The sequence below is a fragment of the Aeromonas salmonicida subsp. salmonicida genome, from assembly GCF_001643305.1.
In the GTDB taxonomy this organism is placed as follows: Bacteria; Pseudomonadota; Gammaproteobacteria; order Enterobacterales; family Aeromonadaceae; genus Aeromonas; species Aeromonas salmonicida.
On record NZ_LSGW01000118.1, the window covers coordinates 45429 to 66399 of the forward strand.

The following is a 20971-nucleotide window of genomic DNA, read 5'->3' on the forward strand; positions in this document are numbered from 1 at the left end:
CGGTACGACCAGCCCGAGTATACTGGCTGGTGATCCACCGTCAAATGGGCATAAAAAAAGAGGCCCGCAGGCCTCTCTCTGTCTGTCGATAAACAGATATCAAGCACGACCGGCGCGCTTGCGATCCATTTCAGTCAGTAGTTTCTTGCGCACACGGATGGCCTTGGGAGTGATCTCTACCAACTCATCGTTGTCGATGAATTCGAGAGCCTGTTCCAGGGTCATGCGGATCGGCGGAGTCAGCACCTGGGCTTCGTCGGTACCGGAGGCACGCATGTTGGTCAGCTGCTTGCCCTTCAGGCAGTTTACAGTCAGGTCATTGGAGCGGGAGTGAATACCGATCACCTGGCCTTCGTACACTTCGGTAGCGTGACCGATAAACAGACGACCGCGGTCTTGCAGACCGAACAGGGCGAAGGTCAGCGCCTTGCCGGTAGCGTTGGAGATCAGCACGCCATTCTGACGCTCGCCGATGCTGCCACCCTTGTGCGGACCGTAATGGTCAAAGGTGTGGTACAGCAGACCGGTACCGGACGTCATGGTCAGGAACTCGGTCTGGAAGCCGATCAGGCCACGACTCGGGATCATGAAGTCAAGACGGACACGGCCCTTGCCATCCGGGGTCATGTTGGTCATCTCGCCCTTACGCAGGCCAAGTTGCTCCATCACGGAACCCTGGTGGATCTCTTCCACGTCAACAGTCACGGTTTCAAACGGTTCGTGCAGAACACCGTCCACGGTGCGCAGGATAACTTCCGGACGGGATACCGCCAGTTCGTAACCTTCACGACGCATGTTTTCGATCAGGATGGAGAGGTGCAGTTCACCACGACCGGATACGCGGAATTTGTCCGGATCTTCGGTCTCTTCCACACGCAGAGCCACGTTGTGGACCAGCTCCTGGTTCAGACGCTCCATGATGTTGCGGGAGGTCACGAACTTGCCTTCTTTACCGGCGAACGGTGAGGTGTTGACCTGGAAGGTCATGTTCACGGTCGGCTCGTCAACGGAGAGCGGCGGCAGGGCTTGAACAGCACTGTTGTCACAGATGGTGTCGGAGATTTTCAGCTCGCCCAGACCTGTGATGGCGATGATGTCACCCGCTTGCGCGTCGACAACTTCGGTACGGGACAGACCCAGGTAGCCAAGCACCTGACCGACTTTGCCGGTACGGGTCTTGCCATCGGCACCGATGACGGTGACTTGCTGGTTGGTCTTGACGCGACCACGGCTGATACGGCCGATGCCGATAACACCCACGTAGGAGTTGTAATCCAGCTGAGAGATCTGCATCTGGAAAGCACCGGCAGGGTCACCCTTCGGCTGCTCGACGTTGTCAACGATCGCCTGGAACAGGGGTTCCATGTTGTCGGATTCAACGCCCTGGTCCATGGTGGCCCAGCCGTTCAGTGCTGAAGCGTAAACAACTTTGAAGTCCAGTTGCTCATCGGTCGCACCCAGGTTGTCAAACAAGTCGAATACCTGATCCATAACCCAGTCAGGACGAGCACCCGGACGGTCGATCTTGTTGATGACCACGATCGGCTTCAGACCCTGGGCGAATGCCTTCTGGGTCACGAAACGAGTCTGCGGCATAGGGCCGTCAACAGCATCAACCAGCAGCAGCACTGAGTCGACCATGGACATAACGCGCTCTACTTCACCACCGAAGTCGGCGTGACCCGGGGTATCAACGATGTTGATACGGTAGTCTTTCCAACGGATCGCGGTGTTCTTGGCGAGAATGGTAATACCACGTTCCTTTTCCAGGTCGTTGGAATCCATCAGACGCTCTTGACCATCAGTGGTACGGTCCAGGGTTCCAGACTGCTGCAGCAGCTTATCAACCAGGGTAGTTTTGCCGTGGTCTACGTGCGCAATAATCGCAATATTGCGTAAATTCTCTAACATTCTCGCCTCAATCACCGGGTAAAATTGGGCGCTAATTGTACTCTCGCCTTTGTGATCTGCCTAGCATAATTGCAGTGCATTCACGCATAACAGGGGATCAGGATCATAGACCTTCCGATCAAAGCCTGTTTAGATGGGGGCTGACCGTATACTGCGCACCATTTTAGTGCACCAAAACGATCCACAGTTGCACTACTTTGAGGCGTAACGCGCTGAGATGGCAGGTCTTGGGGCGGCCTTATAGCCGAAAACGCCCTGAAATCAAGCTGTCACAAACTTGGCACGATACTGGCTTATGTGAATGTGATGACGCATTCACCCTAAGAGTTTTAACACCGGAGGTTACTTAGCATGTCAGCCCAGAACGTTTTGGCCCTGATCCAGGAACACGAAGTCAAGTTTGTTGACCTGCGCTTTACCGACACCAAGGGTAAAGAGCAGCACGTATCTATCCCTTCCCACCAGGTCAACGAAGATTTCTTCGAAGACGGCAAGATGTTCGATGGCTCTTCCATCGGCGGCTGGAAAGGTATCAACGAGTCTGACATGCTGCTGATGCCGGATGCGGCCTCCGCCAAGCTGGACCCGTTTACCGAAGAGACCACCCTGAACATCGTTTGTGATGTGCTGGAACCGGCCACCATGCAAGGTTATGACCGCGACCCGCGCTCCATCTCCAAGCGTGCCGAAGATTTCCTCAAAGCCAGCGGCATCGCTGACACAGTGCTGTTCGGGCCTGAGCCGGAATTCTTCATGTTCGACAACATCACCTTCTCGAACACCATGGGCCACAGCTTCGTGAAAATCGAATCTGAAGAAGCCGCCTGGAACTCGGGTACCGAGTATGAGCACGGCAACAAGGGCCACCGCCCGTTCGTGAAAGGTGGTTACTTCCCGGTTGCACCGGTTGACTCTTCCCAGGACATCCGCGCTGCCATGTGTCTAGTGCTGGAAGAGATGGGCCAGGTCGTTGAAGCGCACCACCATGAAGTGGCGACCGCCGGTCAGAACGAGATCGCGACCCGTTTCAACACTCTCACCCTGAAAGCGGACGAAGTACAGGTTCTGAAGTACGTGATCCATAACGTGGCCCACGCTTACAACAAGACTGTCACCTTCATGCCGAAACCCATGTTCGGTGACAACGGCTCCGGCATGCACTGCCACCAGTCCCTAGCCAAGAACGGTGTCAACCTGTTCGCTGGCGACCTGTACGGTGGTCTGTCCGAGATGGCACTGCACTACATCGGCGGTATCATCAAGCACGCCAAGGCAATCAATGCCTTCGCCAACCCGACCACCAACTCCTACAAGCGTCTGGTTCCGGGTTATGAAGCACCTGTCATGCTGGCTTACTCCGCCCGCAACCGCTCTGCTTCCATCCGTATCCCGGTAGTACCGAGCCCGAAAGCTCGTCGTATCGAAGTACGTTTCCCGGATCCGGCAGCCAACCCGTACCTGGCTTTTGCAGCTCAGCTGATGGCCGGTCTGGACGGTATCATCAACAAGATCCATCCGGGCGATGCCATGGACAAGAACTTGTATGACCTGCCGCCGGAAGAAGCCGCAGAAGTGCCGACCGTTGCCGGCTCTCTGGACGAAGCACTGGCCGCACTGGACAGCGATCGCGAGTTCCTGACCCGCGGCGGCGTGTTCAGCGATGACTTCATCAATTCCTATCTGGAACTGAAACAGCATGATGTTGACCGTGTGCGCATGACCCCGCACCCGCTGGAGTTTGAACTGTACTACTCCGTTTAATCCGGACCACAGCTCGGAACTTGACCAAACCCGCCAACAGGCGGGTTTTTTCTCTGATAGGATTAAGCAAAATCCCGTCAAGGAGAGATGGATGAAAAACGCATGCCCCCTATGGGCTCTGGGACTTTTGCTGTTGACGAGCACCGTCGCCCAGGCCACCAAGATCTACTCCTGGACAGACAGCAAGGGCGTCGTTCACTACACGGATGCCCCCCCTCCCGGCCAGCAGGCCAAAGAAGTGGATCTGCGTGTTGCCCCTCTCATTGGTGGTGCCCCCCGCTCGGTGCAGGTGGACAACTTCAACAGCCTGACCGGCGTTGATGCCAAGAAAGAGGAGGAAGCCGCCAAGCTGGTAATCGAAATGCTCTCCCCGGAACAGGGCAGCACACTGCGCGACAACACGGGCAATGTGGTGTTCCAGGGGCAGATAAGCCCCAAACCGCCGACCCAGTACGACGTGCGCCTGACCCTGGATGGCAAGGCGGCCCCCATTGTCAGCAACGGCCTGGCTATTCGGGTCGAAAACCTGGATCGCGGCGCACACGAGGCACAACTCGAACTACTCGCCAAAGACGGTACGATCCTTGCTAAATCAAGGGTAGTCACCTTCTACCTGCATCGAGCCAGTATCAATCCGGCACCTAAAGTGACCCCGCTCCCCAACAAGGGGTGATCCTGTGCATCGATACGGGTAGACTAAATGCACCACGTTGGTGCATTACTGGTGTATAGCACCGTTTTAGGGAGAAACCTGTGCCAACCCGCCCGGATCAAGCCAAGATACTGCTCGATAACTTGCTGACCGCCGTCATCCTGATGGATGAGCGGCTCTGCATCCAGTTCGTCAACCCGGCGGCCGAACAACTGCTCTCCCTCAGCCAGCCTCGGCTGATCGGGATCGAGCTGCCCCACCTGCTGGAACATATCTCTCTCGATTTGCAGCGCCTCAAGCAATGCCTTACCTCTGGGCAGGGCTTCACCGACAGTGAAGTGACCCTGGTGGTGGAAGGTGAACCCAGGCTGCTGGAGATGAGCGTAAGCCCGCTTGCCGACCATGAACAACGGCTGATGGTGGTAGAGCTGCGCAAAATTGATCAGCAGAAGAAGATCAGCCAGGAGCTGCAACAACATGCCCAGCAACAGGCGGCCAAGGAACTGGTGCGCGGACTGGCCCACGAGATCAAGAACCCGCTGGGCGGCCTGCGCGGCGCGGCTCAGCTGCTGCAAAAAGAGCTACCGGATCCGGCCTTGCGCGAATACACGGGCATCATCATAGAGCAGGCCGACCGGCTGAGGGTGCTGGTCGATCGCCTGCTCGGCCCCCAGCGTCCGGGTCGCCACCAGATGCACAATGTCCACTCCGTGCTGGAGCAGGTGCGCCGTCTGGTGGAGCTGGAGCTGCCACCCACTGTGCGCATAGAGCGGGATTACGATCCCAGCATTCCCGAGTTCGAGATGGAGCCGGATCATCTGCAGCAAGCCTTTCTCAACATGGTTCGCAACGCCGCCGAAGCCATAGGTGAACAGATGGGACTGATTCGCATCAAAACCCGCACCTCCTTCCAGATCACCATCCATGGTCAGCGCTACCGGCTGGCGGCCGAGATCAAGATCATCGACAACGGCCCCGGCATTCCCGATGCCATCCGCGACACCCTCTTCTACCCCATGATCACCGGCAAGGAGGGGGGAACCGGACTCGGCCTCTCCATCGCCCAGAATCTGATTGATCAGCACAAGGGGCGTATCGACTGCATCAGCTGGCCTGGTCACACCGAATTCACCATTTTTCTACCGCTTCGCAAATAAGGGAACGTCATGACAGCAAAAGTGTGGATCGTCGATGACGACAGTTCTATCCGCTGGGTACTGGAACGCACCCTCGGCAGTGAAGGCTTCGAGTGCGAGAGTTTTGCCGATGGCGAGGCTCTGCTGAGCTCGCTGGAGATACGTTCGCCCGATGTGATCCTCTCCGATATCCGCATGCCCGGCATCGATGGTCTCAGCCTGCTGGAGCAGATCCACCGCCGCCAGGCCGATCTGCCCATCATCATAATGACGGCCCACTCGGATCTGGACAGCGCAGTCAATGCCTATCAGCGGGGCGCCTTCGAGTATCTGCCCAAGCCGTTCGACATCGACGAGGCGGTCACCCTGGTGCGCCGCGCCGAGAATCACCTGAAAGAACAGCGCACCAAGCGCAAGGCACGCCAGCAGGAGACGGCCACCACACCTGAAATCATCGGCGAAGCGCCGGCCATGCAGGAAGTGTTTCGCGCCATCGGCCGGCTGTCGCGCTCCAGCATCTCAGTGCTGATCAACGGTCAGAGCGGTACCGGCAAGGAGCTGGTCGCCCACGCGCTGCACAAGCACAGCCCGCGCGCCCACAAGAACTTCATCGCACTCAACATGGCCGCCATCCCCAAAGATCTCATCGAATCCGAGCTGTTCGGTCATGAAAAAGGGGCCTTTACCGGTGCCAACAATATTCGCCACGGCCGCTTCGAGCAGGCCGATGGCGGCACCCTGTTTCTCGATGAAATCGGCGACATGCCGCTGGATGTGCAGACCCGCCTGCTGCGGGTGCTGGCCGATGGCCAGTTCTACCGGGTCGGCGGTCATCAGCCGGTGCAGGTAGATGTGCGGATCATCGCCGCTACCCACCAGAATCTGGAGAAACGGGTGGCAGACGGTGAATTCCGGGAAGATCTGTTCCACCGCCTCAACGTCATCCGCATTCATATTCCGGCCCTCAAGGAGCGCCGCGAGGATATACCTCAACTGGCCCAGCACTTCCTGCTGCGCGCCGCCAAGGAGCTGAACGTGGAGGCCAAGAGCCTGCACCCGGATACCCAGGCCTACATCAGCCGTCTCGCCTGGCCGGGCAACGTGCGCCAGCTGGAGAACGTCTGCCGCTGGCTGACGGTCATGGCCTCGGGCCAGGAGGTGCTGGTAGGGGATCTGCCCGCCGAACTGCTGACCCCCATCACCAACACGGCCGAGCCCGGCCAACCTGCCCTGCCCGGCTGCTGGCAGCAGCAGTTGCAGGACTGGGTCGCCAGTAAGCTGGCACTGGGGGAGACCGACATCCTGGCCGATGCCCTGCCCCAATTTGAGCGGATCATGCTGGAGACGGCACTGGATCACACCCATGGCCACAAACAGGAGGCTGCCCGCCTGCTTGGCTGGGGTCGCAACACCCTGACTCGCAAGCTCAAGGAGCTCGACCTCTCCTGAGCCCTCTGGAAAAACGATTCCCATCACGCCTTGGCAAATCCCTGACCAATAAGACCCCGTTTGATTTCAAACGGGGTATCTTTTTTGAAAGCCCTGCCTAGAATGGCAGGCTTTCAAACCCGACTCGAAGAAGGCGCCATCATGATTGACAGATCTCTCCCCTTGACCGACCTGCACCGCCATCTGGACGGTAATATCCGCGCGCAGACCATCCTCGAGCTGGGCCGTCAGCACAATATCCAGTTGCCAGCCTTTGAGCTGGAAGCACTTCGCCCCCACGTGCAGATCGTCGAGAATGAGCCGAGTCTGGTCGCCTTCCTGAAGAAACTGGACTGGGGCGTGGCCGTGCTGGCTGATTACGATGCCTGCCGCCGTGTTGCCTACGAGAACGTGGAGGATCTGCTGCGTGCCGGTATCGACTATGCCGAGCTGCGCTTCAGTCCCGCCTACATGGCCATGACCCACAAACTGCATCCACAAGGTGTGGTGGAAGCCATCATTGACGGCGTTGCAGTTGGCAGCCGCGACTTTGGCATCAAGACCAACCTCATCGGCATCATGAGCCGCACCTTCGGCACCGAACAGTGCCGCAAGGAGCTGGACGCCTGTCTGGCCCATCGCGACAAACTGGTTGCCGTCGATCTGGCCGGTGACGAACTGGGCTTCCCGGGCGAGCTGTTCACCGAGCATTTTCGCAAGGTCCGTGATGCGGGCATGCGCGTCACAGTACACGCAGGCGAAGCGGCGGGCCCCGAAAGCATGTGGCAAGCCATTCGCGATCTCGGCGCCGAGCGCATCGGCCACGGCGTCAAGGCGATTGCGGATCCTGCCCTGATGGCTTATCTGGCGGAGCACCGCATCGGCATCGAATCCTGCCTCACCTCCAACCTGCAGACCACCACGGTCACGAATCTGACCGAGCACCCAATCCGCCAGTTCCTGGCTGCCGGTGTGCTGGTCTGCCTCAACACGGACGATCCGGCGGTCGAAGGCATAGACCTGCCCCACGAATATGAGGTGGCCGCCCCGGCCGCCGGCATGACGGCGAGCGAGATCCGCACCGCCCAGCAAAACGGTCTGACCCTCGCTTTCCTGAGCGATGGCGAGAAAGCCGAGCTGAGCGCCCGCGCCGCCCGCCGCTAAACCTTGAACCGTTTGCTTACCCCATAAAAAAACCGCCGAAAGGCGGTTTTTTATCTTCAGTGCAGGGCTGCCTGTTCAGATCACCCGGGAGAACTGCTGCTGGCGCGCCTTGTTGCGCAGGTAGACATCGAAACACATGCAGATATTGCGAATGAGCAGCTGACCGGTGGAGACCACTTCCAGCCCATCGTCGGTCATGCGCACCAGACCGTCGTCGATAAAGGTCTGCAACAGCTTGAGATCATCGGCAAAATACGCCTTGAAGACCAGACCATAAGCCTGCTCGACGGCGGCGAAGTTCAGGCTGAAATCGCAGATGAGACGTTTGATCACCTCGCGGCGGATCAAGTCGTCCTGATTGAGGGAGCACCCCTTCCACTGGGCATGCCCCAGTTCTTCAACCTGGGCGTAGTAAGCTTTGAGCTCTTTTTGGTTCTGGGAATAGGCATCGCCAATCATGCTGATGGAGGAGACCCCCAATCCCAGCAGATCACAATCTCCCTGGGTGGTGTAGCCCTGGAAGTTGCGGTGCAACTTGCCTTCACGCTGCGCCACCGCCAGCTCGTCATCAGGTTTGGCGAAGTGATCCATGCCGATGAACTGGTAGCCCTGACCGGTGAGGAAGGCGATGGTGTCCTGCAGCATAGCCAGCTTCTCCCGAGGGGCCGGCATGTCTTCCTCTTTCAGCTTGTGCTGGGCAGCAAAGCGGCTCGGCAGATGAGCGTAGTTGAAGATGGATAGGCGGGCCGGATCCGTCTTGAGCACTTCCTCCAGGGTGTGGTGGAAGCTCTCCCTGTTCTGGTGCGGCAAGCCGTAGATGAGATCCAGATTGGTGGAGCGAAAGCCCAATTCGCGAGCGCGCTCCAGCATGGCGCGGATGAAGTCGTTATCCTGCTCGCGGTTGACCGCAACCTGGACCGCCTTGTTGAAGTCCTGCACGCCGAGACTGATGCGGTTGAACCCCACCTCTCGCAGCACATCCAGCATGGTGAGTTCGATTTCACGCGGGTCCACCTCTATGCTGATCTCCCCTTCCTCCGCGAACTGGAAGTGCTCACGCAACATGGCCATCAGGCGACGGGTCTGGGCTTCGTTCAGATAGGTAGGCGTACCACCACCCCAATGAAGCTGGGTCACCAGCCGATGCTTAAACAGGGGCGCCTGCGCCTTGATCTCCTGTTCGAGGTAGTCGAGGTATTGATCGGCCTTGTGCTGGTGACGTGTGATCACCTTGTTGCAGCCGCAGTAATAGCAGAGCTTGTGACAGAAGGGGATGTGTACGTAAAGCGACAGGTTGCGCGCCGGGTACTGGCCTGCGGCGCGGACCAGGTCCGGATAGCCGAAGCTTTCGTTGAACTCCAGCGCAGTGGGATAGGAGGTGTAGCGCGGGCCGCTGTAGTTATATTTTTCGATCAGGGCCTGATCCCACACAATCTGTTCTGCTTGCACGCTTGCTTCCTCTTTTTTGTTATCCAGGGCTCAGCGGCTTAACTGAAAATCCTTCAGTTGGGCCACATCCTTGAGGATCTGTGCCTCCAGCTCGGCCTCATAGCCACTGCGTTCGAGATCCATCTTCATCACTTCATTGCGCTTGAGGGCACGTCTCGCCTCATGAGTCGGCATCTCTTTCACCTTCTCATAGAGACTGTACAGACCCGGAAATTCGCTGGCAAAAACGCGCCCTTCCTTAATCTGCAAGGCATCCAGCAAATTGGTCAGCCGAATGGCACCTTCGGAATAGTCGCACTGACCATCCCGCACCGCATGGGCGATCACCCGTACGCTGTCGAGAATGCGTTCATTGCGCGCAGCTATGGCCTGCTGCTGCATATCGCGCTGGCGCTTGAGACGAGCCAGCAGGGTACCGGTATACACCGCCAGTCCCAGCAAAATCAGGCCGCCCAACGAGGCGGCCAGCATCCATCCACTCATCACTTTTTCTTCGGCTCTGGCTTGGGCTCAGGCTGATAGTCGACCTGAGTGAAACGATCCCACAGCTCCTCTTCGGAGGCGGGCTGGGTCGGCGCCTCATAACTGGCATCGTCGAATGAGCCGTCGTCTTCTTCGTCATCATCGTTGTCTATGATGCCAAGCTCATCCATCAATTCCTGATAACGATCGACACGCTGGTCAACCCAGGCCTGCTCGGTCGCTTCCAGCGTCTCGCCAGCATCGAGGCGATCCAGCAGGTCATTCAGGCGATCATCATTCTCGATGGCAGCCAGCTCCTGCTCCGGCGTCATCACCAGCTTCTTCTCTTTCGCAGGCTTGGGCGCAACTGGCTTTGCACCTTTCTCGTCTACGATCAAGGCGACCGGCTTGCGGGAACCAATACGTGGATCCTTGGCCTGCTTGCCATTGTTGTTCTTGCTGGATTGCTCTGCCTGCTGGCGGGAACCCGCCTTCAAGCCCTTACGCTTGGCAGCGCGTTTGCGCTCACGGCCGTCCAGGGCACTGGCATCTGATTCTTTGCGCTTACCGGTAGGCTTGCGATTGGGTTGTTTAGCCGACATGAATGACTGACTCCGACAAATAACTGGATTGAAGCCCGCACCCGGGATGAGAATCATCCGGGGAAGATACAGACACGGGGAACAGTGGACTAGAAACAAGAGTGGGATCCCGCACCAATCCGGCCATTGCTGGCCTCTGAACACCGCAGGATCGGTATCCTCTGGGCATGTTGCTGGTATTTTGACACAGAATGGCTAATCGGGTTAATGACCCAAAAGAAAAAAGGCAGCCGAAGCTGCCTTGATATGTTTATGCGAGTCCCATCCCTGGCTGCAAATCACCCTGTCCGTGGTGATACCTCTGCGCATCATATCTTTGTATGTGGTCATCTTGACCTTAATTGGTCGATCCTGAATGTGCGTGTGCTTGCTTTGACCCATGGGGACGACATCCGGTCATCACTCTGGGGTGGTTGCATCCCGCAGCCCGGCTCTTCCTGAGCAGTCACCATCCTGGTATTTCCATCCCTTGCCTGTCATTTGCGTGGTTCTGTGGCATCCCGCCAAATCGACATCCTGTCTTCACAACATCCCGGTCGTGAATGGCCCTGTGGGCCGCTCCATATATTCACTGTATCAACTTAATAAAGCGGCTCAATCCACCGATAACGTTTTCAAACGGAGATAAACCTATCACTCTTATTTAACATATTGAAATTAATGAATTATTAAACATAATTTGAAAAATGTTTAAGCCTTGGCCAGGCCGATGAATGGGGGATCTCTTACAGCAATGCGAGAAAACTGGCCAAATGGAGTTAAAGGTCAAAAAGAAACGAGGAGCCAGTGGCTCCTCGTTCATATCAATGGGGTACATCATCAGACATGATTCAGTGCAAACCGCCCACATATTTGGAAAGCGCTTCGATGTCCTGATCAGTCAGCTTCTTGGCAACATCCTGCATCATGCCATTCGGATCATTATCACGGGCAGCCACACGAAAGGCGGTGAGCTGAGCCTTGATATAAGCAGGATGTTGGCCGGACAGACTTGGATATTTCGCCTGTTCTATACCTGATCCACGCGGACCATGACAGGCAGTGCAGGCAGCCAGACCACGGCTCATGTCTCCACCCATATAGAGCGCTTTACCCGCTGCTACAGCATCATCAGGCACCGCTATCGGTGTTACCTTCTGGCTGGAGAAGTAGGCAGCAAGGTCTTCCATGTCCTGTTCAGACAAGGGGAGAGCCATAGGCCCCATGATAGGTGCGACTCGACCAATTTGGCCAGAAGCTGCAGCCTTCAGTTCAACTAATTGCTTTTTGATATATGATGCGTGCTGACCAGCAATCTTGGGATACATATCAACAAGGCTGTTTCCGTCCGGTCCATGACAAGCCGCACACACGGCAGCCTTGGATTGTCCCGCAGCGGCATCGCCCTTGGCTTGTGCCATCCCCGTTACGCCAACCATCAGAGCAAGAGTAATGACTAGGTTCTTCATGGCGTTCCAACTTCTCGTTATTAGGCTTCCAGATCCCATGCCGCTGAAGGCATGTTAAAATAAACGCGTTTAAGCGACGTCATTTTACACGATTTCACAAAAAAGTAACTCTATAACCCTCTATCTCTATGGGGAATTTACGTTGGATACACAAACTCTGAATTTCAATAAGGTGCATTTTGTGACCAGCGCACCCGACATCCGCCACCTGCCAAATGATGGGGGTGTCGAGATTGCGTTTGCCGGCCGTTCCAATGCCGGTAAGTCATCTGCATTGAACACCTTAACGAAACACAAGAACCTGGCTCGCACCAGTAAAACACCGGGTCGCACCCAGTTGATCAACCTGTTTGAACTGGAGCCGGGCAAGCGTCTGGTCGATTTGCCGGGCTATGGTTATGCGCAAGTTCCGCTGGAAATGAAGCTCAAGTGGCAAAAGTCACTGGCAGAGTACCTGCAGCGCCGCGAGTCATTGAAAGGCCTGGTGATCCTGATGGACATCCGCCACCCGCTCAAAGATACCGACATGAACATGCTGGAGTGGAGCTCACACCGTGAATTGCCGGTCATGCTGCTGCTGACCAAGGCTGACAAGCTGAGCCCTGGTCCCCGCAACAATCAGGTTATCAAGGTACGCCAGGCCATTGCCGACCTGGGCCCGCAGATCCAGGTGGAAGCTTTCTCCTCCCTTAACAACATAGGGGTGGAAAAATTGGCCCAGACTCTGTCTGGCTGGTACTTGGCGGGTGCCGATGAAATTGCCGATAACGATGAGCAAGAGCAGGTTGAGGAATAATACATTCCTCCATCTTCCTGCTGCTTCTCTCTTGCAATTAGCGGAGCTGACCCTCCGCTGATTGAAAGACTTTCAGTTCGACTGCTTCCTGCCAACGCTCAATCCCCACCGATATGCCCTTCTAGCAATCCTAGTAAAATCATTATCAATCAATAGGATATGAAGTTAATTTCAATTAATAATTAACTTCATATCGACATGATAACGGTTTCATATTTTTGCTATCAAACGGCAAGCACATCACGCAAGAAGTACCAAAATGAAATTTAATTACACTTCGAGGTATGGAAGGGATAAAGAAGGGATAAAGAAGGGATAAAAATGAAGCCAGTACCACTGGTGCAGTACCGGCCTGAAACAATCAGTTCAAAAATTGGGAAGAAGCTAAATCTTGAGAACAAAGACGACTGGTTTTCCTCAAGAAGCCCTTTCATTCTAGCAAATACTTGCCAAAACTAAAGCATTTACTCTAAATTGGGTGCATAAAAAAACACCCCGACGAATACTCATCGGGGCAGCTATTCAGCCACATTCAATTACGTGAAATAAAAGGTCTGAAAGATAGAACATCTTACCTCTGTACCCTACGTCGCTAACTGTATAGCAAAGCAGCAAAAAGTGAAAGTAATTTATGTAATTAAGTTTCACGAAAGAAGACTTGGTAAAAATACTTACTTTTCATGCAGATAAAAAAATCCCCAGTACGAATACCGGGGAGTTATAAAGGTGACTAGCTAGCACTTCCTCAACTATCTAGTTAGTCAGCGGTATTTCTCACAAGTTCCGCCGCTTTGAGAAAAAACTTGGAACACTCAGAGGTAGATGGATCCATCCTCTGCAAACTCTTGTTCTTCAATGAGTTTCTCAGCAATATCTTCAATGTCAAAACGAACGCTCTCGAAAGCACGCAGTATGTCCTCCTCCTTGACGAGGGAGAGTCCGGTCATTTTTTCCAGGCGCCGACGACTGATGTAGCAATTGATCAATGCCCCCATCTGCTGGACTGGAAAATGTATCCTCTGTTCGTCCGGCTGCCAGGCCGCCAGTTCGGGAAACAGGATGCCTTGATTCATAGAGTCCCCAGATTTCGTTTCAGCTCTCTCAATACCTGTTTAGTTCCTGGGCGGATTCCTCGCCACACGGTGAATGCCTCCGCCGCCTGTTCAACCAGCATACCCAGCCCATCCATAGCCTGACGGGCACCGTACTGTTTGGCCCAGCTGATGAAAGGGGTATCCATGGATCCATACATCATGTCGTAGATGGCAATATCCGCGTGGATCAGTGCAGGGGAGAGGGGCGGCAGCTCCCCTTGCAGGCTGGCGGAGGTGGAGTTGATGATGAGATCAAACGTCCCGCCCAGTTGCTCGTAGGTCAGAGCTGTCACCACCCCCAGATCATGAAACTCGGCCGCCAGTTGCTGCGCTTTTGCGTGCGTTCGGTTGGCAATCACCAGTTCTGTCGGATGCTCGGCCAGCAGCGGAGCCAAAGCACCACGGGCGGCTCCCCCGGCCCCCAGCAGCAAGATCCGGCTCCCGGCCAAGGCCACACCATGAGACTTCAGGTCCGCCACCAGACCAGCACCATCGGTATTGTCTCCCAGCAGTACACCGTCATCGGTCAGCTTGATGGTGTTGACGGCACCCGCCCGTTTGGCTCGGGGGCTCAAACTGTCAACCAACGCAAACGCCTGCTCCTTGAACGGTACTGTGACATTGCACCCTTTGCCTCCTTGCGCAAAGAAGGCCCGCAGGGTCGTAGCAAACTCGTCGACGGCAGGTTCAGCCAGACCATACTCCAGCTCTTGCTGAGTTTGTCTGGCAAACAGGGTATGAATGAAGGGGGACTTGCTGTGGCGCACCGGGTGGCCAAAAACCAGATAACGATCCATCAAAGAGTTCCATCAGAGGGCAATATTCCGATTTAACGGGTTTTCGCACTCAGGAACAAGCCGAATATCGGCCAATAAAAAGGGGCCGTCATGGCCCCTCGGGTCACAGCCACTCTCGCGGCGCGAGGTAGTCTGTGTAGAGCAAGGCCTCCGGGCTGCCCGCTTCCGGCTGCCAGTCATACTCCCAACGTGCCAGTGGCGGCATCGACATCAGAATCGACTCGGTACGTCCACCGGTCTGCAACCCGAACAGGGTGCCCCGGTCGTACACCAGATTGAATTCGACATAACGACCGCGGCGATAGAGCTGGAACTCCCGCTCCCGCTCGCCATAGGGCTGCGCCTTGCGTCGCTCAATGATCGGCAGATAGGCATCGAGATAACCCCGGCCTACCGCCTGCATAAAGGCGAAGCAGTCAGCAAAGGGCCAACGATTCAGGTCGTCGAAGAAGAGGCCACCCACCCCCCGCGTCTCGTTGCGATGCTTGAGGAAGAAGTAGCGATCGCACCAGGATTTGAACTCGGGGTAAATATCTTCGCCAAAGGGTTGGCAGAGATCGCGTGACACTCGATGCCAGTGCTGCACATCCTCGGCAAAGGGATAAAACGGCGTCAAATCGAAACCACCACCGAACCACCAGATGGGCTCCTCGCCCTCTTTCTCGGCAATGAAAAAACGGACATTGGCATGGCTGGTCGGCACATAGGGATTGTGCGGATGGATCACCAGCGACACCCCCATGGCCTCAAACTTGCGACCGGCCAGCTCGGGCCTATGAGCCGTCGCCGAGGCTGGCATGGCATCACCATAGACATGGGAAAAGTTGACCCCACCCTGCTCAATCATGTCGCCGTGGCGCATTACGCGGGTTCGACCACCGCCACCGCCCTCACGGGCCCAGGCATCCTCAACAAAGCGCCCAACGCCGTCGGCCTGCTCCAGGCTTCGGCAGATCTCGTCCTGCAACTGCAACAGGAAGGCCTTGACCTGGGCCACATCCGGTTTGCTCATCTTGTCTCCAGTCAGGCAGGATCTTGAACGCCCTGTCCATTTTATTGTGATGTCACGCCATGAGCTCCACGCCCATCGGCATTACTGCAAAAAAGAGTCTATCCGCTCAGGAGGGACGAATGACGGCGCCGGTACGGGCGTCCTTGATCTCGGATGGGTTAGCTTGCCCACCCACTTCACCGGGCAGGATATAGGCAAGCTTGCTTGCCAGCAGCTCACCGATATCGGTGACCCGACGGGCGGGCTCTTCACCGGTCAGGTTGGCGCTGGTAGAAACCAGGGGCTTGCCGAAGGCGCGGCACAAGGCCTGCACCTGTGGGTGTGCGGTGACTCGCACAGCCAGCGTATCAAACTGGCCGGTGAGCCAGGTGGGTGTCGTGGCGCGAGCCGGCATGATCCAGGTGAAGGGACCGGGCCAACTGGCTTCAACCCGAGCCAGCTGCTCACCGCTAAGCTGGCTCAGATCGATATAATCCTGCAACTGCACCAGATCGGCGGCAATCAGGATCAGGCCCTTCTCCACCGGACGCTGCTTGATGGCCAGCAGGCGCTGCACCGCCAGCTCGGAGTCAGGATCACACCCCAGACCAAACACGGCCTCGGTTGCATACGCGATCACCCCTTCGCCGTGAAGGGCGGCAACCGCTTGTTCAAATTCAGTAGACATAGGAAAAATGCGGCAGCCTGGCTGCCACCTCATTACTTGGTTGAGTTAAGCCTGCAAGGCGACAACCGCACCATATACAGCGGGCTGTCACCTCATCACTTACTTGAGTTGGGCCTGCAGGGCGGCATCCTTGGCCATCACCTCTTCGGCATTCTTCTGGCGTTCGGCACGTACTTTGGCTGCCAGTTCATCATCAGCCACCGCCAGCATCTGGGCTGCCAGGTAACCTGCGTTCTTGGCACCGGCCTTGCCGATCGCCACGGTTGCCACTGGCACGCCACCCGGCATCTGCACGGTGGAGAGCAGTGCATCCAGCCCCTTGAGCGGACCACCGTCGATGGGCACCCCGATCACGGGACGGGTGGTGATGCCGGCAACGGCACCCGCCAGGTGAGCCGCCAAACCGGCAGCACAGATAAAGACCTTGCAACCACGGGACTCGGCATCGGTCACATACTGATGGGTCGCAGCCGGAGTACGGTGCGCAGAGGTTACTTTCACTTCCACTGCGATATCAAACGACTTGAGGATCTCAAGGGTGGATTGCATCACGGGAAAATCAGAGTCAGAGCCCATCAATACGGCAACAAAAGGTTTATTCATGGTGGGAATTTCCTTACTCCAAGTGGGGGGTTGAAGTGCGCCGAAAACGTTTCAATTTGGTTACGGCGGCGGGATTATACCTGCTCACTTTGATGGCCGCATTTCTTTTGCGGACAGATCCACTTCAGATTTCCCCTCACTTTTTTCTCCACCATGATGCCCCAGCCACATTCGGGACAAGGCATGGGGATCGGCTTGTCATTCACCACATATTTACAATGGGGATACCCATCACAGGAGTAAAACTGCTTGCCGTAACGGGAGGTACGGCTCACCAGATGACCCTTGCCACACTCGGGGCAGAGGATCTGGGTATCATCGCTCTCCTGCAGAGACTCAATATGCTGACAGGCCGGATACTGGGTACACCCTACAAACAAGCCGTAACGACCCTTCTTGATTGCCAGCGGCTGGCCACAATCCGGGCAAGCTGACCCCTCAAGTACTTTCTCGATGTCACGACCGGACGGTGTCAGAGAACGGATGTAATCACAGGAGGGGTAGGCGGAGCAGCCAAGAAAAGGGCCATGCTTGCCCTGGCGGATCACCAGCTCGGCACCACACTGCGGGCACGGCTCTCGCTCGAACCCATGCTCGTGAGCAGAAAAGAGATGATGATCGATTTTTGACATGTGCCGCGCCTTGAAATTCAGATGGCCTGAATTCTACCAGCGCGACACCAGACTGTCAGTGAATGACGCCGTCGGACTCATCAAACACCAGCTCTTCCATCTGCTGGTAGGCATTTTCACTGCCCGGCACATTGAACAGCACCATCATGACAACCCACTTCAGGTCATCCAGCTCGATATCCGGTTTATCCAGCTCGAGCAGTCGCTCGATACAGATTTCGCGGGTTTCGGCATTCAGCACCTGGGCTTGTTCCAGAAAGAGCAGAAAGCCGCGGCACTCGGTACCAAGGCGGGCCAGCTCCTGCGGGGCATAGATACGCATCGAGCCTTGCGCGCTGGCGGCGACATACACCTCCCGCTCGCTATCATGCAGATTGGCCAGCCTTTCCAGCCAGTTGAGCGCCTTCTCGATCTCGTCCTTGTCGAAACCGGCCCGGCTCAGTTCGTCGGTGAGTTCATTTTGTTCGACCATCACATCTGCATCGCTGTGGATGTAGGTCTCGAAAAGGTACATCAGTACATCAAACATGATTCGCCCTCCTCGCTCTGACGTATCCACCGGCTACCGCTATCACTGCGCCTGCCAGTTCCAGCTCTACCAACCTGCCCAATACCACTTCGACAGGAAGCTGGGACCGTTCGGCGACGGTATCCACGCTCGTGGTCTCATAATCTACGTTATCCAACAAATCGGCATAAGGCAATTCGCTATTATGCTCTTGCTCAAGCAATCCAGCCTCTTTGCGCACCAGACTGACCAATCCGGGAAGCTCTTCCACTATATCGGCCGCACTCAACACAAGTTTGGCCCCCTGCTGGATTAATTTATTGCAACCCAGAGCCTGCCCATTTTGTGGCGCTCCCGGCACGGCAAACACTTCGCGCCCCTGTTCCAGTGCGTAACGCGCCGTGATGAGTGACCCGCTCTGCTCGGCAGCCTCCACCACCAGGGTACCCAGCGACAGGCCACTGATGATGCGGTTGCGACGGGGAAAATGTTCGGCCAGCGGCCCCTTGTCCGGCGCCAACTCTGAGATGAGCAAGCCGCCGCTCTCCAGGATCTGGCCAGCCAGCCCCTGATGACGCTTGGGATAGAGGCAATCCAGGCCGGAGCCCAACACCGCAAGCGTGATACCGCCCGCAGCAAGCGTCTGCTGATGGCAGACACCATCTATGCCGAGCGCCAGCCCCGAGGTAATCGCCAGTCCACACCCTACCAGCTCGCTACACAAACGCGCGGCATTGTCCTTGCCGGCATAAGTGGGATGACGCGTCCCTACCATAGCCAATTGCGGCAACGACAAGGCTGCGACATTTCCGCGACAATAGAGCAGCAAGGGGGCGGCAGGGATCTCTTTCAGCAGGTCGGGATTGGCGGGATCATCGGGACAAATCAGGTGATTGCCGGGCATGGCAGCCCAGTTCAGCCCCAGCTCTACCACCGGCAGCGGCCATCTGAGCTGCCGTATCTGGGACGAGTGGAGACCCTGCGCCCGCAAACCGCCATCATCGCACTCAAACAGGGCTTTTATGTCACCATCGAAGCGGGCAAGCAGGCGGGAGGCAGTAACCGGGCCTATGCCAGTAACGGCATCCAGCGTCAGCCACAGTGAAAGCCGCCCGGATGGAAATGGCACGTTAGAAGTTACTGACCTGATAGCCGGAGCTGACCATGCCCTGGCTCTGCATGATGAGGCCGTAGCTCAGCTTGTCGTACACCTTGAACAGCATGACGCGCGCCACCGCCTCCGACGGCAGGGAGGGCTTGCCGGCAGAATAGAACGCCTTGTCATAGACGGAAGAGTACTCTTTGTAAGCGACCTTGCCGTTCTTGCTCACCAGCTGGGCGCCAGGTCGCCGCACCTCCAGCACATCGCCGGGGGAAACCTGATCGCGCAGCCCCTTATTGATGAGAACGACGTCAAACTTGCCGCCACCACGAGTCTTGCTCAGCAGATCTATGATGTAACCCGGCGAAATAACGGGCGCGGCTTTAGGAGTGAATACGGCGAAGAGACTCTCTTGCGGCGGGAAGGGCATCACCTTGTCTCCCTGGTATACCTCCCGCTGGCTGTGGCTGAGCGTGACTCGGGTACGATCATCCGCCAGCCGCTCCTCGGCTCTGGCCGTGCCGACAAACACAGCTTCCTGCCCCAGCAACTCACCTGTCTCCTTGTCCTTGTACAAGCTCCCCGGGTGGTAGATGCCGTAGTCCTGACCCGGGGTCAGCGATCCCTGTACATACAGTGTGTCTCCCTCCAGCATGCCGATATGCGCCTCATCGTTGCCGAGCACATAAGGCAGCGGTTTCGCCTGCTGGCTGTCGGCCAGGATATGGTCGGTACGCAGGAAGGGACCTATCTCGCTGAGCGGCAACGTCGGGATCGGATTGGCCTTGTTCTCGTAACGGCTCTTGGGAGAGAGGTGAACCACTGGCTTGCCCCCCTGCATCGCTTTGCCGAGGCGAGGCTCGCCATTGACCCAGCTCAGATGCAGCACGTCACCGGGATAGATCCAGTGCGGGTTGGCAATCTGGGGATTGATGTTCCAGAGACGGGGCCAGAGCCAGGGTTGTGCCAGATACCGGCCTGAAATATCCCAGAGGGTGTCACCCTTTTGCACGACATAGCGCTCGGGATAACCCGCTTTCAGTGTCAACTGGTCGGCCATGGCAGCCTGGCTCAGAGTGGCCAGCAGGCAAGCGAGGATGGTTTGCTTCAGATACATAACACTCCCTGTTACTTCTGCGCGCAAAGTGTTGCTGTTTTTTGTCGGCGTAAATGACTAGAATTACGCCAATATTGACTGCATTTATACGAAACTAAAGAAAAAACTATGGCCATTCTAGATGTATTGCGTTTTCCCGATGAACGTCTGCGCACAGTTGCAGCCCCTGTCGAGACCTTTACACCCGAGTTACAACACATTGTAGATGATATGTTCGAAACCATGTACGCGGAGGAAGGCATAGGCCTGGCCGCCACTCAGGTCGACATTCATCAGCGCATCATAGTGATCGATGTCTCTGAGAACCGTGAAGATCCTCTGGTATTGATCAACCCCGAGATCCTCGAGCAAGCGGGCAGCACAGGCATCGAAGAGGGCTGCCTCTCGGTGCCCGACCACAGAGCTCTGGTGCCACGCGCCGAGTGGGTCAAGGTACGTGCACTGGATCGCAACGGCCAGCCGTTCGAGCTGGAAGCGGACGATCTGCTCGCTATCTGCATACAGCATGAGATGGATCATCTGATCGGCAAGCTGTTTGTGGATTACTTGTCTCCGCTCAAGCGCCAGCGCATTCGCCAGAAGCTGGAAAAGATGGCCCGTGAAGATCGCAAAGCCCTCTGAGGATCTGCC

General features: G+C 56.5%; 21 protein-coding genes. 7 read left to right on the forward strand and 14 right to left on the reverse strand.

The features are described from left to right. Positions 1 to 99 precede the first annotated feature (99 nt). Positions 100 to 1911: a translational GTPase TypA gene (gene typA, locus AXW79_RS21395; protein WP_005319864.1), complete on the reverse strand. Its 1812-nt coding sequence runs from the start codon at positions 1909 to 1911 to the stop codon at positions 100 to 102. Positions 1912 to 2262: 351 nt separating this feature from the next. On the opposite strand from typA, the gene glnA reads away from it, so the two are divergent. From glnA to add, 5 genes are all read left to right on the forward strand, one after another. Then, positions 2263 to 3672, forward strand: a complete 1410-nt coding sequence (gene glnA, locus AXW79_RS21400; protein WP_005319867.1) for a glutamate--ammonia ligase — start codon at positions 2263 to 2265, stop codon at positions 3670 to 3672. Positions 3673 to 3763: 91 nt separating this feature from the next. Further along, on the forward strand, positions 3764 to 4345 hold the full coding sequence (locus tag AXW79_RS21405) for a DUF4124 domain-containing protein (RefSeq protein WP_005319870.1): 582 nt from the start codon (positions 3764 to 3766) through the stop codon (positions 4343 to 4345). Positions 4346 to 4425: 80 nt separating this feature from the next. After that, positions 4426 to 5481 (forward strand): nitrogen regulation protein NR(II), encoded by a 1056-nt coding sequence (gene glnL, locus AXW79_RS21410; protein ID WP_005319873.1) that lies wholly within the window; start codon positions 4426 to 4428, stop codon positions 5479 to 5481. A 9-nt stretch (positions 5482 to 5490) separates the two neighbouring features. Next, positions 5491 to 6909 carry a nitrogen regulation protein NR(I) gene (gene glnG, locus AXW79_RS21415; protein ID WP_005319876.1) on the forward strand — a complete coding sequence of 473 codons (1419 nt, stop codon included), beginning with the start codon at positions 5491 to 5493 and terminating at the stop codon, positions 6907 to 6909. A gap of 141 nt (positions 6910 to 7050) precedes the next feature. Beyond that, a complete protein-coding gene (gene add / locus AXW79_RS21420) occupies positions 7051 to 8052 on the forward strand; it encodes an adenosine deaminase (RefSeq protein WP_005319879.1) in 1002 nt (333 codons plus the stop codon). A 75-nt stretch (positions 8053 to 8127) separates the two neighbouring features. On the opposite strand, the gene hemN is transcribed toward add, so the two are convergent. The 4 genes from hemN to AXW79_RS21440 all read right to left on the reverse strand — a co-directional run bounded on the left by hemN (position 8128) and on the right by AXW79_RS21440 (position 12013). Further along, the gene (hemN, locus tag AXW79_RS21425) at positions 8128 to 9501 is read right to left on the reverse strand and encodes an oxygen-independent coproporphyrinogen III oxidase (RefSeq protein ID WP_005319882.1); all 1374 of its coding nucleotides are present in this window, start codon (positions 9499 to 9501) and stop codon (positions 8128 to 8130) included. A 30-nt stretch (positions 9502 to 9531) separates the two neighbouring features. After that, positions 9532 to 9972 carry a DUF2489 domain-containing protein gene (locus tag AXW79_RS21430; RefSeq protein WP_005319885.1) on the reverse strand — a complete coding sequence of 147 codons (441 nt, stop codon included), beginning with the start codon at positions 9970 to 9972 and terminating at the stop codon, positions 9532 to 9534. Between the two features lie 11 nt (positions 9973 to 9983). Beyond that, positions 9984 to 10565, reverse strand: coding sequence for a Der GTPase-activating protein YihI (yihI, locus tag AXW79_RS21435; protein WP_005319890.1), 582 nt, complete (start codon positions 10563 to 10565; stop codon positions 9984 to 9986). An 830-nt stretch (positions 10566 to 11395) separates the two neighbouring features. Beyond that, positions 11396 to 12013 (reverse strand): c-type cytochrome, encoded by a 618-nt coding sequence (locus AXW79_RS21440; protein WP_005319894.1) that lies wholly within the window; start codon positions 12011 to 12013, stop codon positions 11396 to 11398. Between the two features lie 142 nt (positions 12014 to 12155). On the opposite strand from AXW79_RS21440, the gene yihA reads away from it, so the two are divergent. Then, positions 12156 to 12809, forward strand: a complete 654-nt coding sequence (gene yihA, locus AXW79_RS21445) for a ribosome biogenesis GTP-binding protein YihA/YsxC (protein ID WP_005319896.1) — start codon at positions 12156 to 12158, stop codon at positions 12807 to 12809. Between the two features lie 812 nt (positions 12810 to 13621). On the opposite strand, the gene AXW79_RS21450 is transcribed toward yihA, so the two are convergent. From AXW79_RS21450 to AXW79_RS21490, 9 genes are all read right to left on the reverse strand, one after another. After that, positions 13622 to 13882 carry a DUF1488 family protein gene (locus AXW79_RS21450; protein WP_005319897.1) on the reverse strand — a complete coding sequence of 87 codons (261 nt, stop codon included), beginning with the start codon at positions 13880 to 13882 and terminating at the stop codon, positions 13622 to 13624. Then, a complete protein-coding gene (gene aroE, locus AXW79_RS21455; protein ID WP_005319899.1) occupies positions 13879 to 14700 on the reverse strand; it encodes a shikimate dehydrogenase in 822 nt (273 codons plus the stop codon). Before aroE ends, AXW79_RS21450 begins: the two co-directional genes overlap by 4 nt. Before the next feature lie 103 nt (positions 14701 to 14803). Further along, positions 14804 to 15712 (reverse strand): oxygen-dependent coproporphyrinogen oxidase, encoded by a 909-nt coding sequence (gene hemF / locus AXW79_RS21460; RefSeq protein ID WP_005319901.1) that lies wholly within the window; start codon positions 15710 to 15712, stop codon positions 14804 to 14806. A gap of 106 nt (positions 15713 to 15818) precedes the next feature. Beyond that, positions 15819 to 16379 carry a Sua5/YciO/YrdC/YwlC family protein gene (locus AXW79_RS21465; RefSeq protein WP_005319904.1) on the reverse strand — a complete coding sequence of 187 codons (561 nt, stop codon included), beginning with the start codon at positions 16377 to 16379 and terminating at the stop codon, positions 15819 to 15821. A 99-nt stretch (positions 16380 to 16478) separates the two neighbouring features. After that, the gene (gene purE / locus AXW79_RS21470) at positions 16479 to 16982 is read right to left on the reverse strand and encodes a 5-(carboxyamino)imidazole ribonucleotide mutase (protein ID WP_005319907.1); all 504 of its coding nucleotides are present in this window, start codon (positions 16980 to 16982) and stop codon (positions 16479 to 16481) included. A 74-nt stretch (positions 16983 to 17056) separates the two neighbouring features. Continuing rightward, complete coding sequence (locus AXW79_RS21475) at positions 17057 to 17614, reverse strand: DNA topoisomerase family protein (RefSeq protein WP_005319910.1); 558 nt, start codon at positions 17612 to 17614, stop codon at positions 17057 to 17059. Between the two features lie 55 nt (positions 17615 to 17669). After that, entirely contained in the window at positions 17670 to 18143 is a 474-nt protein-coding gene (locus tag AXW79_RS21480; protein ID WP_005319913.1) for a DUF494 family protein, read from the reverse strand. Further along, positions 18136 to 19251, reverse strand: a complete 1116-nt coding sequence (dprA, locus tag AXW79_RS21485; RefSeq protein WP_011899213.1) for a DNA-processing protein DprA — start codon at positions 19249 to 19251, stop codon at positions 18136 to 18138. The genes AXW79_RS21480 and dprA overlap by 8 nt, the downstream gene beginning before the upstream one ends. A gap of 1 nt (position 19252) precedes the next feature. Then, positions 19253 to 20341, reverse strand: coding sequence for a LysM peptidoglycan-binding domain-containing protein (locus tag AXW79_RS21490; protein WP_005319921.1), 1089 nt, complete (start codon positions 20339 to 20341; stop codon positions 19253 to 19255). 108 nt (positions 20342 to 20449) lie between these two features. On the opposite strand from AXW79_RS21490, the gene def reads away from it, so the two are divergent. Further along, entirely contained in the window at positions 20450 to 20962 is a 513-nt protein-coding gene (gene def / locus AXW79_RS21495) for a peptide deformylase (protein WP_005319924.1), read from the forward strand. Positions 20963 to 20971: the final 9 nt, after the last annotated feature.